Source organism: Imhoffiella purpurea, from assembly GCF_000585215.1.
GTDB lineage: Bacteria > Pseudomonadota > Gammaproteobacteria > Chromatiales > Chromatiaceae > Imhoffiella > Imhoffiella purpurea.
The window spans coordinates 1-11,716 of record NZ_AONC01000097.1; the positions used below are offsets into that span (position 1 = coordinate 1).

Annotated in this window: 10 protein-coding genes and 1 pseudogene; 8 read left to right on the forward strand and 3 right to left on the reverse strand. The window is 50.9% G+C overall.

Annotated elements, in window-relative coordinates:
- From D779_RS20375 to D779_RS21935, 5 genes are all read left to right on the forward strand, one after another.
- The coding region (locus D779_RS20375; protein WP_198295763.1) for a transposase at positions 1-610 on the forward strand (610 nt) is incomplete at its 5' end.
- Between the two features lie 154 nt (positions 611-764).
- The gene (locus D779_RS20380; RefSeq protein ID WP_157726487.1) at positions 765-2,075 is read left to right on the forward strand and encodes a hypothetical protein; all 1,311 of its coding nucleotides are present in this window, start codon (positions 765-767) and stop codon (positions 2,073-2,075) included.
- Positions 2,076-2,435: 360 nt separating this feature from the next.
- Positions 2,436-3,236 (forward strand): IS5 family transposase, encoded by an 801-nt coding sequence (locus D779_RS21930; protein ID WP_081763639.1) that lies wholly within the window; start codon positions 2,436-2,438, stop codon positions 3,234-3,236.
- Positions 3,237-3,563: 327 nt separating this feature from the next.
- Positions 3,564-4,955: a hypothetical protein gene (locus tag D779_RS22485; protein ID WP_157726488.1), complete on the forward strand. Its 1,392-nt coding sequence runs from the start codon at positions 3,564-3,566 to the stop codon at positions 4,953-4,955.
- A 188-nt stretch (positions 4,956-5,143) separates the two neighbouring features.
- Complete coding sequence (locus tag D779_RS21935; protein WP_198295764.1) at positions 5,144-6,127, forward strand: glycosyltransferase family 4 protein; 984 nt, start codon at positions 5,144-5,146, stop codon at positions 6,125-6,127.
- 151 nt (positions 6,128-6,278) lie between these two features.
- Here D779_RS21935 and D779_RS23055 read toward each other — a convergent pair whose 3' ends face one another.
- Entirely contained in the window at positions 6,279-6,446 is a 168-nt protein-coding gene (locus D779_RS23055) for a hypothetical protein (protein WP_232424261.1), read from the reverse strand.
- A 30-nt stretch (positions 6,447-6,476) separates the two neighbouring features.
- The gene (locus tag D779_RS20385; RefSeq protein ID WP_232424262.1) at positions 6,477-7,445 is read right to left on the reverse strand and encodes a transposase; all 969 of its coding nucleotides are present in this window, start codon (positions 7,443-7,445) and stop codon (positions 6,477-6,479) included.
- 8 nt (positions 7,446-7,453) lie between these two features.
- Between D779_RS20385 and D779_RS20390 the strand changes: the two genes are divergently transcribed.
- From D779_RS20390 to asnB, 3 genes are read left to right on the forward strand one after another with little or no spacing between them, the layout of a single operon-like run.
- Positions 7,454-8,596, forward strand: coding sequence for a glycosyltransferase (locus D779_RS20390; protein WP_043758175.1), 1,143 nt, complete (start codon positions 7,454-7,456; stop codon positions 8,594-8,596).
- A 24-nt stretch (positions 8,597-8,620) separates the two neighbouring features.
- Positions 8,621-9,514 (forward strand): glycosyltransferase family 2 protein, encoded by an 894-nt coding sequence (locus D779_RS20395; RefSeq protein WP_043758188.1) that lies wholly within the window; start codon positions 8,621-8,623, stop codon positions 9,512-9,514.
- A gap of 30 nt (positions 9,515-9,544) precedes the next feature.
- Positions 9,545-11,458, forward strand: a complete 1,914-nt coding sequence (gene asnB, locus D779_RS20400; RefSeq protein ID WP_043758180.1) for an asparagine synthase (glutamine-hydrolyzing) — start codon at positions 9,545-9,547, stop codon at positions 11,456-11,458.
- A 39-nt stretch (positions 11,459-11,497) separates the two neighbouring features.
- On the opposite strand, the pseudogene D779_RS20405 reads toward asnB, so the two are convergent.
- A pseudogene (locus tag D779_RS20405) lies at positions 11,498-11,716 on the reverse strand (ISKra4 family transposase); the annotation flags it as partial.

Below are 11,716 nucleotides of genomic sequence, written 5' to 3' on the forward strand. Positions count from 1 at the left end.
CACGACGACAACGACCGCCACCCGCTCGACAACCCTATTTGACACCGCTGGCGGCATGAGTGTGGACCGGAGTTATGATCACCGCCATCAAGTCTACCCCGAGACGCGGCATCAGCGCTGCTGGTTCCACAAGATGGGCAATGTGCTCAATGCCTTACCCAAGTCACTGCACGGCAAGGCGAAAAGCGATTTGCAGGCCATCTGGATGGCGCCGACCCGTCAGGAGGCCAACAAAGCCTTCAAGCACTTCATCCGTCGCTATGAGGCCAAGTACCCCAAGGCCACCGAGAAGCTGGAGAAGGACCACGAGGCCCTGCTGGCCTTCTTCGACTTCCCGGCCGAGCGCTGGGTGCATCTGCGCACCACCAACCCCATCGAGTCGACGTTCGCCACCGTCCGCCATCGCACCAGCCGGACCAAGAACTGCGTCACCCGCGCGAGCTTTTTGGGCCTGGCCTTCAAGATGAGCGAGGAGGCGGCCAATGCCTGGCGACGTATTCGTGCTCCTGAGAAAGTGGCCGAACTACTCGGTGGGGCACGTTACGAAGACGGGATTCCGGTCCCTGACGACCCACCGGATACCCAAAAGGAGCAGCGGGAAGCCGCCTGACAAAACTCTGACCCCATGGTCATACACCAGATTTGATAATAACTCTTGTGCGCGCTGGAGCTAACCAGATACGCCTAATATACCGAAAATAGAACGGTTCAACTCTAACTCATGAACTCCTTGTCAACATCCTGACATACCAGCGTTTAGTAAAGTGACGAAGCTTTATTTCTTACTCGTTTTGAATCTTCCATTAATTGCAATGGTCATCCGTAAGTACTTTTATCAGCATGATTCAATGCTTATATTTTCCGATATTGTCATACTTATTACTTTTCTTGTCCTGCTTGTGCGTTCGAAGCTTGCCTGCTGCACGTTGCCCATTGTTTATTACTTTCTTCTTGCGACATTTTTGTCATGGGTGCTGATTCAGCAGTTCATTAGCAGCACTAATATTGGAATCCTTGGTGTCGGGCTGAGAGCTACGTTCATGCCAATAATTCTCCTGTTTGTGTCTGGTTTCTTTATTAATAAATATAAAGATAGCATACAATATCTCTTCCTCTCCGCGTCATTCTGGGTCGTCATCTCTTCCTTGATGGCGTGGGTTCAAATATACCTTGGCCCAGACAATCCCATTAATAGTACCTGGGGGCACCAAGGGCTTGGCATCGGTGACTACGTAGATCAAAATCAAGAGGGTATTCAGGGTCTATTTCGACCAACCTCGATCTATATGCACACTGGGCAATTCGGTCAGGTCATATTCTTGCTAGTGCTCTTCAGATGGTTGGCTCATGCCTCATCAGCTATCCGCCTTTCGAAACCACTCTATCTCCTGATCTTATTCGATCTGGCGGTTGTCATTGCGTCTGGCCAAAGAGCTGCTATGCTTTTCTTGGTGGGTGCTCTTGGTTTGATGTTATTCGTCTATCAGCGGAGTAAATTAAAGTTTCTTTTCAACATAATGGCGATAGGATTGTTTGCTTTCTCTCTTTTTTTCTTGTATTCAATGCTTTATCCGAATTACACGGATGCGGTGGTGGCGCGGTTTTTAGGGGGGGTGTATGATATTCCCAAGAGGTTGAATGGAAATTTAATATACTCTATGCAAGGAATATTAGATCATTATTTGCTATTTGGTGAAGGGTTTGGTCGATATACTTTTGGCGCACAGCGGTTCGGTGGCAGCCTGGTATACGATGAACTGAAACATTATCATCTAGGTGAAAGTTCACTAATACGATTGTCTGCAGAAGTTGGGCTGATAGGTGCGCTGTTGGGGGCCGTAATGATTGTAACAGTTATTATTCGAGCAATTCAGGTTAGCCGGCAAAGAGGTGCTGATTCTCGTGGTGTTTCAGCGGCATTTTGCATGATATGGCTTTCGGCTTTACTGTTTTGGTGCAACACAGCAGATGTATTTGCTAACTCCTTACCGATGTTTTTGGGGAGTGGGATGGCTGGCGGAGTGCTGCTGTTAGGAAAGAAACGAATGGCAGTTCCAAAAATATCTAATTCCTGAGTCCGTGAACTGAATGATGCGTGGAATAAAAAACAGCCTACAGAACAAGCATATACGAACAGAAAAAGCCGACTTTCGTCTTCACCCAGCGGGTGATGCCGTAAATTCGATTTTTCAATCACAACCCTTTGTTCTACAAATATTTTCCTATTCTGGGCCGTCATTTAGTTCACGGAGCCAGGTAATTAATAAAAAATTTAGTTTCGCGTTTTCAGGTTCTCAAGAAGTGTCTTGATTATACGCTAATCAAGGATTAACTAAGACGCTGTACAGGAGCTAAGTCACTGTTTTGTAGTCAAAAATTTTGTAAGGAGAAGACGATTTAATACGAATGCCTTCTTTGCATTCGGGGAGATCCATATGACTACAGATACTACTCATACACCTGTACGCTATCCAAGCGACCTGTCGAACGACGAATGGGCAATCGTCGAGCCAATTTTGAACGAGCTTGACCCCTATACAACAGGTCGCCCCCGTGAGTCGAATTTACGTGAGATTCTGAATGGCATCTTCTATTTGAACAAAACAGGTTGCCCGTGGCGTTATTTGCCAAAAGATTTTCCTTCTTACCACCTTGTTAATTACTACTATAACAAGTGGACGCACAGAGGAATACTGGAGCAGGTCAATGTCGCGCTGCGGGTGCGTTTGCGTCAACAGAAAGGCCGAGATCCAGACCCGAGTGGTGCCATCATTGACAGTCAAAGCGTCAAAGGTACACCGGAATCATCGATCGAGTCTGGCTTCGACGGTGGCAAGCTCGTCAAGGGTAGGAAGTGGCATATCGTAGTCGATACAGTAGGTTGCCTGCTGGTCGTCTGTGTGCATGCAGCCAACATCTTTGACGGAAAAGCCGCTCGTCAAGTCCTTGAGCATTTATTTGTGATCTTGCAGAGCGTCAAAATCATTTGGGCTGATTGCGGATACAGTGGCCGTGAGCTTTTTGACTGGGTATTAGCTGAATTTAATTGCATCCTCGAAGTCGTGAAGAGGCAGAAAGGAAAGAAAGGTTTTCATGTGTTGCCACGTCGCTGGGTCGTAGAACGCACATTTGCTTGGCTTGGTCGGTCACGTCGACTGAGCAAAGATCATGAGAGAGAGCCAAGATCAAGTGAATCGCAAGTCTATCTCGCATCGTCGCGTCTTTTGCTTCGTTAACTCTGCAACAATCAAATAGCCTATGAATAGATAATTCGCTTCGGTTGCGCGGGGTCCAGGTCGAGTTTATTAAGAAGCAAATTCTATACAGCGTCTAAAGTTTGGAGAAGACAAATGTTCTCATATCGGTTTTCGCTAGTTTTCCTTTTGCGAGCTTTAGTATGGTTTGCTATCTGCTCGATAGGAATTATTTTTTCCACGAAAAGCGTATATGCCGTGGATCAAGCGTCGGAGGCGAGCGCCGATAGGTTTCTATCTGGTTTCTATATCTATCCGTACCATATGGAGAAGGTGTCGTCGCTTTCAGGTGTAACTTACGAGAGTTATATGGAGGAATTTCTTAGGCGAATGAGTGAAGGTGGATTTAATTTCTACCATGTTGCCGTCGGAAAGAACATTGACGATTGGGTGGCATGGTCTAAGAAATACAATTTCAAGATGATATTGCAATTGGATTTTGCATATCTTTCTTCACCAAGCGAAGAAGAGGCTAGAACAAAAGCCCCGTCTGCGGTTGACTTTATCAAGAAATATAAGAGTGAAAGCAATATACTTGCCTTTTCTATAAAGGAGGAGCCTACGCCTGCCTACCTAAATGCGGTAAGTGTGTATTTTTCTGAAATCAAGAAAGAAGTGCCGGACGCTAATTTATTCTTGTTGTTGAATCAGGGTAATACGATCGATCATCTTGTAAGGCCATATCCTGATATGCTGGGTTCTGATCGGTATGCGTTTTGGGGTTGGGATGGAAGCGCCGGTGGATATTCCGCTACTCCTTCTTCGGCATTAAAATGGTATACGAACGAGACAAGAAAATATGTTAAATATGCGAACGATCTCGGTATACCTTATACAGCTGTGTTTGCTGGGCTGGCCAACGAGATGATTGTTTCTAATGAGAAGGTAGAGTCGGGGGCTATGGGTGAAGTGGAGCGTATAAAGGAGTTCGTGGAAAGCAGGAACCAGGGTTGGTCGAGAGTGGATGAAAGTCGAGTGAAGTTTACGAAATACTATCGAGCGCCGGAGAACGCCGTCAGTGCGATGGTGTGGCTATCCGTATTGAGTGGTGCCAAAAGCGTTCTACTTTGGGATGCAACTCCTACCCTTCCAGAAGACGTGACTCAATATAAATCATTAAGTGAAAGTACGTCCAAAACTGATTTGAGTTTGCGCTTGTTTATGCCTGGTGTAGAAGGTTCAGATCTCGTTAATCCGGTTCCTGCTGTATCTGAATACGCAAGTGCAGTACAAGAGTTACAAAATTTCGCGTGGTATATACATCGGCTAAGTGCGCCAGCTAATTCTTTAGATGTCGCTGTGTCAAGCGGTAACGGGTATGCTGCTTCTTACGATCTTATCGGATATCCAGGAAAGGTGATTGTCGTAGTTAATGCAGACGTTGGGAGGTGGGATTCAAATTCTGTAGGGAGCTTAATTGGGAGTACTAAGAAATTCGTGATTGACGACGGTGGTGAGTTGGAAAACTATATGCCTAATACGCAAGATGCCTTAATTAAGTTAGATGCCGCTTGGCCAGAAGGGACTGTTTTATGGGATATTTCTACAGGCAAACAACTGTCTGGGGGTGAGAGTGTAGCAATTAGTATCGCACCGGGTAGCGGCAAAATGTTGTACTTAGGGGACGAACCAGGTTTCGTTGCCGTGCGCAATGCCGCTGGGGGTGTAATATCTAAGCCAGCTCTTCGCATCGCTGAATAGATTTCTAATTGGGAGCGGCGTTTCATATGGAGCCTATTGCCTTGGTGAAAACGTCTGCTCCCTCACTGCCCACAGTTCAAGTGGGGCCGGCGCGGTTGTTTGCGAGTCTATCGCTCAGATTTGGTATCGGCAGTCTAAAGACTACTTTGATCGTCGGCGAGGTGTGAATGCTTAGGGTTACTCATTTCATGCGTCACCCCAGTAATTCATCATATAGCATTGAAAGGCTATTTGAAGATATTCGCGGTAATCTAACTCAAAACATTAAGGTTTCTGTTGTCATAAATCGATTCGAGTCTCGAGGTTTTTTAAACCGTATTTTAGATTCACTACGGGTAGTGAAATTTCAGGGCGACGTTAACCATATAACCGGCGATGTTCATTATCTGACGTATTTCCTTAGATCGCGTCGAACGTTGCTTACTATTCATGATTGTGTTTCGCTCGATGAGCGGCTTAAAGGACTTAGAAAATGGATATTTTGGTTACTGTGGTATTGGGTGCCTGCTCGGCGTTGTGCCTTAATTAGCGTAATATCGGAAAGCACTCGGCTTCAAGTTCTCAAGTATACGGGCTGCCACGCAGATAAAGTTCGTGTCGTGCCTGATTTTGTTTTTGAAGAGTTTAAATTTCAGCCCCGCATCTTCCGAATACATTGTCCTCGTATCTTGCATGTAGGAACAAAATTGAATAAGAACTTGGAGCGGCATGCGTCAGCTCTAGAAGGCATAAGTTGCAAAATGGTTATTATCGGTAAGCTTCTTGAGCAGCAAGAGACTGCACTAGTTAGGCATGGAATTACATACGAGAATTATATCGATATCACGAGGGAGGAGGTGGTTAGACATTATATGCAGTCCGATCTCCTTCTTTTCGCGTCAACTTATGAAGGGTTCGGATTACCTATATTGGAAGCACAGGCAGTTGGTAGGCCGGTAGTCACGAGCCAGATTTGGTCGATGCCAGAAGTGGCTGGCGAATCAGCCTGCTTGGTTGATCCATACGATATTGAAAGTATTCGCGCTGGGGTACAGCGTGTGATTCATGATGAGAATTATAGAAATGATCTTATTCGGCAAGGGTTAGAGAATGTAAAGCGCTTTCGTGTCGGTGTTGTTGCCGAGCAATACGCTATCTTATACAGGGAAATTGCTAGAGAGAATCTTCAATAGTGATTCCGGGTGCCTGATTATTCACGAATCTCAGCCGACTCAGCCCCACTGGCCTAAACTTCAAGTAGGGCGATCGGTTGGAGAGAAGCCAAGAACCAGGGCTTTGAAGGTCACATATCGTGGTCATGAGTCTCTTCTCTGATCGGCCCCCTCAGGTTCGCGGCGTCTTTCGACGTTGTTCGAGTAGACGCGCGACGGAGACATGCGGTTTGGTCGGATCATGGGTCCGCGCCGGAGCGGGCTTCTTGGGGCCGCGTGAGTGCTTGCGGTACTTGCGCAACTCGACGTGCCGGGCGATGGTGAGCAGCCAAGCGGCCATCGCCTCGGGGGTAAGGGTATGAAACTCGGCCTATTCCTCGGGCGTTACCAGCGTCTCGAGACTGTCGCTGACCCGTGCCATTTCGTTGACCAGGTAGTAGCCCGAGACCTGCGTGTCGATGCTCTCGGCGCCGTGAGCTTGACGCAGCGCCGCCTTGATCACGGCCGAGGCGTTGTAGGCGACGATGGCCATGGTCAACCCGAACAGGGCCGCGGGCGGATAGGCCAAGGTTTCGAGCTCGCAGCGCAGCTGCGTGGTGAGGTGCAAAAAGGCCTTTTCCAGGGTCCATCGCTCGCGGTAGAGCGCGGCGATCTGCGCGGAATCGGCGCTCGTCTCGGGCACTGTCGTCAACAGATACAGTCGAGTTTCGCCGTCACGTGTGGGCGTGTCCAGCTCGAGACGGATACGACGCAGCTCGAGCGTCTGCTGGCCGTCAGGGGCGGTGATCGTCACGGGTTGCTCGCTGAGCTGTCCCTGGTGGCTGCGCCCCACCGGGCGCAGCGCCTCGAGCGGACGGACCGGGATCTGCTGGTGCAGGGTCCAGATCCAGGAGGCGACACAGAAGTTGTGGTCGGCGATCCACAGATCCCCCGCCTCGATCGTGCGCTCGAGTTGAGGCAGCAGGGCGCGCTCCCGGGTATAGGCGTCCACCTCAGGGATCAGCTGCGTGATCACCTCCAGCGCCGGCTCGAAGACCACCAGCGCCTTGCCCGGCAAGGGGGCCGCCCGCTGGGCACGCGTATCGGCCAGACGGTGCTCACGTCCGGCCAACGCATTGCCATCAAGGATCTTGACCCGGTAGTCCGCCAGCACGGGGGCGCGTACACCGTCGAGGGCGCCGATGAGCTCTCTGGCTTGCTCGGCGCTGTCACCGACCAACGCCGCCAAGACCTCGGTTTCGAGCCCGCTGAGCTTGTCGTAGACCGCCCTCACGGAGGCCGGAATCGGCTCGCGCGCGCTTTGATAGGCCGCGTGCACCGACGGTTGCCGACGCGTCACATCTAGCGATGAAATCCACTCATGTCGTTCCCGCTATTTCCGAAGAAGCGAGCGGCCCAAGTTATTCGGTCATCCGACTTTGTGAATCTCTGATTGCGGAAGGGCTGTCGCTGAATCTAGCGATTCTTGATGATGGTCCGCTTTCGCCTCAACGGCTTTATCCTTATGTGCACAGCTTCCCATTAGGGTTTGGACCACGTAGATTGGGTCACTCGGATGCGATGTATCAATGGCTGAAGCTGCAAGCTGCGGCGGGCTCTATCGATGTGTTGCACAATCACAGCCTTTGGATGATGCCGAATATTTACCCTGGGCGCGTCGCGGAAAAGTACCAGGTGCCCTTAGTCGTTTCGCCACGCGGTACATTGTCGGCTTGGGCGATGAGATCTGGTTCGAGAGTAAAGCGTGTGTTTTGGCCTTTAGTTCAGCGTCGGGCCCTAGAACCAACAACGTGTTTCCACGCGACGGCCAAAGCTGAGTATCAGGACATACGCCGAGCAGGATTCATGCAGCCGGTTGCTATCATTCCTAACGGTGTTGACATTCCTACCCTAAGGGATCATGACCGAGATGGATTCCGAACTGTCTTGTTTCTAGGTCGTATCCACCCTGGAAAAGGTGTAGATTTGCTGCTTTCTGCTTGGCAGGTTGTTTGCCAAAGGCATCCTGACTGGCAATTGAAAATCGTGGGTCCCGTGCATGGTGAGTATCGGCGCAGGATGGAGGCCCTCGCGATCAAGTTGCGGCTCCCTAGGCTGACATTTTCTGGACCACTCTATGGCGCCGCGAAGATGGATGCCTACCAACAAGCCGATGTATTCGTTTTGCCGTCACTCTCGGAGAACTTTGGCATGGTAGTCGCTGAGGCATTGGCATCAGCCACCCCTGTTATTGTCTCCAAGGGGGCGCCATGGGCTGGACTCGAACGAGAAAGGGCGGGCTGGTGGATCGACATCGGACTCGCTCCATTAATTGCCAGTCTGGATCATGTCATGCAAATGACTCGTTCGGATCTACGGATTATGGGTAATAAGGGGAGGCATTGGATGCAAAGAGACTACTCCTGGGAGCGGATCGGTCGCCAGATGCGAGAGACCTACGAATGGATGTATTCATGGTCTAATAGACCTAGTTGGGTTATCGAGGATTGAATGTCGATGTGTCGAGACACTGGCGTGGAATCTCAATCGGGCGCCTGGAAAGCAGGGGTTGCGCCTGTCGCGGTCGTTATGATCTCGCTCAATGAAGGCCACAACATGGATGCCGTGTGCCAGAACTTATGTGGTTGGGCAGAACAGGTCTTTCTCGTTGATAGTTTTAGCAAGGACGAAACCGTCGACATTGCACTACGCTACGGTGTCCATGTTGTGCAGCGACCTTTCAGGAGTTATGGCGATCAATGGAACTTCGCCCTGAGCAACCTGCCGATCTCTGCTTCCTGGACGATGAAGCTTGATCCTGATGAGCGGTTATCGGACGAACTAAAAAAAAATCTGATGTCGATTTTTGATCAGGCGGCAGCCTATGCGATCTCCGTTAAGATACGCTTGTGGTTTATGGGTAGGCCACTGCCCGTAAACATGGGATTAGTTCGAGCATGGCCCACGGGCTTTTGTAGCTTCTCGGACGTTGATGTGAATGAGCATGCTATCGTTAGGGCTTCCATTCTGCACGTGCCCGGTTTTTTGGAGCATCATGATAGCCCGGATCTTGAACATTGGCTAGAGAAGCAGAATCGTTATTCGACCGCGGAGGCAGTCGTTGCGTATCGCAAGGCTCGCCTCGCTTTTACGCCGCGATTATTGGGAACGGCATTCGAGCGTCGCATGCTGATCAAGAAATATTTTCGTTATATTCCGTTCCGTTTCTTTCTTTTCTTTTTATACAACTGGATTTTGAAAGGTTCGTGGAAATCGGGTCGAGTTGGCTATATGTGGGCAAGACTTCGATCAGATCATATGCGCTTTATTGAGTATAAATGCCGCGAGATCGAGCTTACCGGTACGCTGCCAATCAAGAGATCTTATGGGTCCGGCAAGCCTGATCCTCGGGTGCCACAGTATGATTAAGCACTAAGCATTTCATCGGGCACTTTATCTATGTGTGGAATTGTTGGGTTCTGCGGTGAATTCGATCCAGGCTCACTGCGTGCGGGGCTTGGCCGCATCTCGCATCGTGGTCCAGACGACTCGGGCGTCTTCATCGATTCCCCCGCCGGTGTGGGTCTAGGTCACGTCAGGCTATCTATCCTCGATCCTTCGCCGCTTGGCCACCAGCCGATGCTGAGCGAAGACGGGAAAGTGGTGCTCGTATTCAACGGTGAGATCTACAATTTCCGGGAACTACGCAGTGAGCTTAAGGGCTCGGGATATCGGTTTCGGGGAAGCTCGGATACTGAGGTATTGTTGAATCTCTATCTCAATGAAGGCGCAGCGATGCTGCCGCGCCTCAATGGGATCTTCACCTTTGCGATCTGGGATGCTCGCATTAGGTCGCTCTTGGTCGCTCGGGATGGTTTGGGCGTTAAGCCTCTCTACTATGCCGCGACGTCGTGTGGGTTTGGCTTTTCGAGTGAGATCAAGGGCCTGTTGGCAATGATGCAGGACGTCGGCCCAATCGATGAGCTGGCTCTTCACCGATATCTGAGCTTTCTGTGGTGTCCAGGCGATGGAACTCCCCTTAAGTCTGTGCGGAAATTGTTGCCCGGTGAGGCGATGTTGGTTTCCTCAGGGCAGGTGATGCGTCGGTGGACTTGGTACCGCCTTCCTGTCTCTCGCGGTCATATCGAATATTTGGGGATGTCTGACTCGCTGGATAGGCTTGTGTCCTGCCTGCGGCAGGCTGTGCAAAGACAGCTCGTGGCCGATGTTCCGGTCGGAGCGTTCTTGTCCGGTGGGTTGGATTCTAGTGCAATTGTTGCTCTCGCGCGTGAGACGAATCCAAACATTCACTGTTTCACGATCGATCCAGTAGGAGACCAGGAAGAAGGCATTACGGACGACCTTCCTTATGCTCGGAAAGTTGCGAATCACCTGGGCGTTCCGCTTGATATTGTTCGGATTGAGCCTGGGCGCATGGCGGATGACTTGACCCAGATGGTGTTACAGCTAGACGAACCGCTTGCCGACCCGGCGCCTTTGAATGTGCTCTATATCGCGGAGCTAGCGCGTGAGCGGGGGGTCAAAGTCTTGCTCTCCGGAGCTGGCGGCGACGATCTTTTCAGCGGATATCGTCGCCATCGTGCCGTGCATCTCGATGCCTATTGGCAGTGGCTTCCTCGCGGATTTCGCTCCCTCCTGGAGAGGTGGACGTCGGGCCTCGATCAACGCCGCGCATGGAAACGCCGTTTGACCAAGCTACTCAGTGGTGCTGCGCTCGATGGTGATGCGCGTATCGCGAACTATTTCATGTGGGCGCGTGAGCAAAGTCTCATAAGCCTCTATACGCGTGACTTCGCCGAGCACCTGACAGACTCATTTGCGACTGCGCCTCTCTTAGAGTTCCTCGAATCCTTGCCAGGAGATGTCTCGCCGTTGGAGAGGACTCTGGCGCTTGAGCAACGGTTCTTCCTCAGCGACCACAACTTGATCTATACCGATAAGATGTCGATGGCCGCGGGGGTAGAAGTACGCGTGCCCTTTCTCGACATGGATCTGGTGGATTTCGCTGCACGTGTTCCGTCGGTGCTCAAACAGAGGGGCCGAATTAGCAAATGGATACTTAAGAAAGCGATGGAGCCCTATTTGCCGCGACCTGTGATCTATCGTGCAAAGTCTGGCTTCGGCGCGCCAATTCGACGCTGGATGCGCTTCGAGCTGCGACACCTCCTCGGTGATTTACTGTCGGAGGCCAGTTTGCGTAGACGGGGACTGTTCGATCCGTGGGCGGTGCAGCAGCTGATCCGTGCCAATGACAGCGGTCAGGTTGATGGCAGCTACACACTGCTTTCCCTGCTTTGCATCGAAATTTGGCTCAGAGCTTTTGTCGATGACTTTTCAACGGTGAAACACTGAGGGAGCGTGATATGCGGGCGCGGCCTCCGCATGATGTCCTCAGCAGCAGCATTCAGCGCCAAATTGATCGATTTTCTCCCAGAACTGAGTCCAGCGTCCGGTGGTGTGGACCAGCGAACGCAAGCTGAGAATGATTTTGGCTCCTTTGGTTTTCCAGCGCATTCCGGAGGCGCACAGACGCTGCTTGACGAGGGTTTTGCAGGCGGCCTCGGTCACACCCGATCCGATCGGCAGGGACTCAGCGAGGAAGCCGGGGTA

Bases quoted from the DNA above. Each gene is read 5' to 3' on its own strand.
- D779_RS22485 (WP_157726488.1), top strand. From the start codon at position 3,564: ATGGAGGAATTTCTTAGGCGAATGAGTGAAGGTGGATTTAATTTCTAC.
- D779_RS21930 (WP_081763639.1), top strand. From the start codon at position 2,436: ATGACTACAGATACTACTCATACACCTGTACGCTATCCAAGCGACCTG.
- D779_RS23055 (WP_232424261.1), bottom strand. From the start codon at position 6,446: ATGGCCGCTTGGCTGCTCACCATCGCCCGGCACGTCGAGTTGCGCAAG.
- D779_RS21935 (WP_198295764.1), top strand. From the start codon at position 5,144: ATGCGTCACCCCAGTAATTCATCATATAGCATTGAAAGGCTATTTGAA.
- asnB (WP_043758180.1), top strand. From the start codon at position 9,545: ATGTGTGGAATTGTTGGGTTCTGCGGTGAATTCGATCCAGGCTCACTG.
- D779_RS20390 (WP_043758175.1), top strand. From the start codon at position 7,454: ATGAAATCCACTCATGTCGTTCCCGCTATTTCCGAAGAAGCGAGCGGC.